Origin of the sequence: Billgrantia kenyensis, assembly GCF_013697085.1 — a bacterium.
GTDB lineage: Bacteria > Pseudomonadota > Gammaproteobacteria > Pseudomonadales > Halomonadaceae > Halomonas > Halomonas kenyensis.
Genome location: NZ_JACEFT010000092.1, coordinates 1 through 590, shown reverse-complemented (window position 1 = coordinate 590; position 590 = coordinate 1). Strand labels below are relative to the sequence as shown.

General features: G+C 54.2%; 3 tRNA genes. All 3 read left to right on the top strand.

Annotated features, from left to right (window positions below):
* The first annotated feature begins 44 nt into the window (after positions 1-44).
* The 3 genes from H1D44_RS20745 (at position 45) to H1D44_RS20735 (ending at position 413) form a co-directional block, all read left to right on the top strand.
* Positions 45-121: transfer RNA gene (locus H1D44_RS20745), tRNA-Ile, on the top strand.
* A 16-nt stretch (positions 122-137) separates the two neighbouring features.
* Positions 138-234 (top strand) — tRNA-OTHER (locus H1D44_RS20740).
* Positions 235-337: 103 nt separating this feature from the next.
* Positions 338-413: transfer RNA gene (locus H1D44_RS20735), tRNA-Ala, on the top strand.
* Positions 414-590: the final 177 nt, after the last annotated feature.

Below are 590 nucleotides of genomic sequence, written 5' to 3'. Positions count from 1 at the left end.
GGCCAGAGCAAAGACTGTTTGGGTCGCCGACCCAGTGGTTAGCCGGGTCTGTAGCTCAGTTGGTTAGAGCGCACCCCTGATAAGGGTGAGGTCGGCAGTTCAAATCTGCCCAGACCCACCATTCTCGAGCTTCGGCCGGGTCTGTCGCTCAGTTGGTGAGAGCGCACCCCCGGAAGTTCTGTAAAGAGAAGGGTGAGGTCGCCGGGTTTATTTCAAATCTGCCCAGACCCACCAATTTCGCCGGATACGGCGTTGCTTTGAACCTCGCATAGCAGGCTATGCGTCGCCACAAAATGCCTTGGTCTGAATAAAATTGCCCAATTCTTGGGTAATCAGTGGGGCCATAGCTCAGCTGGGAGAGCGCCTGCCTTGCACGCAGGAGGTCAGCGGTTCGATCCCGCTTGGCTCCACCAAACTTCCTGATGCGTCATCCTCCCACAGTCTTCCCTGATCGGATCCGCAGTCATAAGCCACCATCGCCTCAAACGATGACCGGTTTATGACTGTCGATTGACAGTCTGCTCTTTAACAATGTGAATCATGCTGACAAGTTTTCTCCGCAAGGAGAAGACGAAAGTGATACGTCTCAA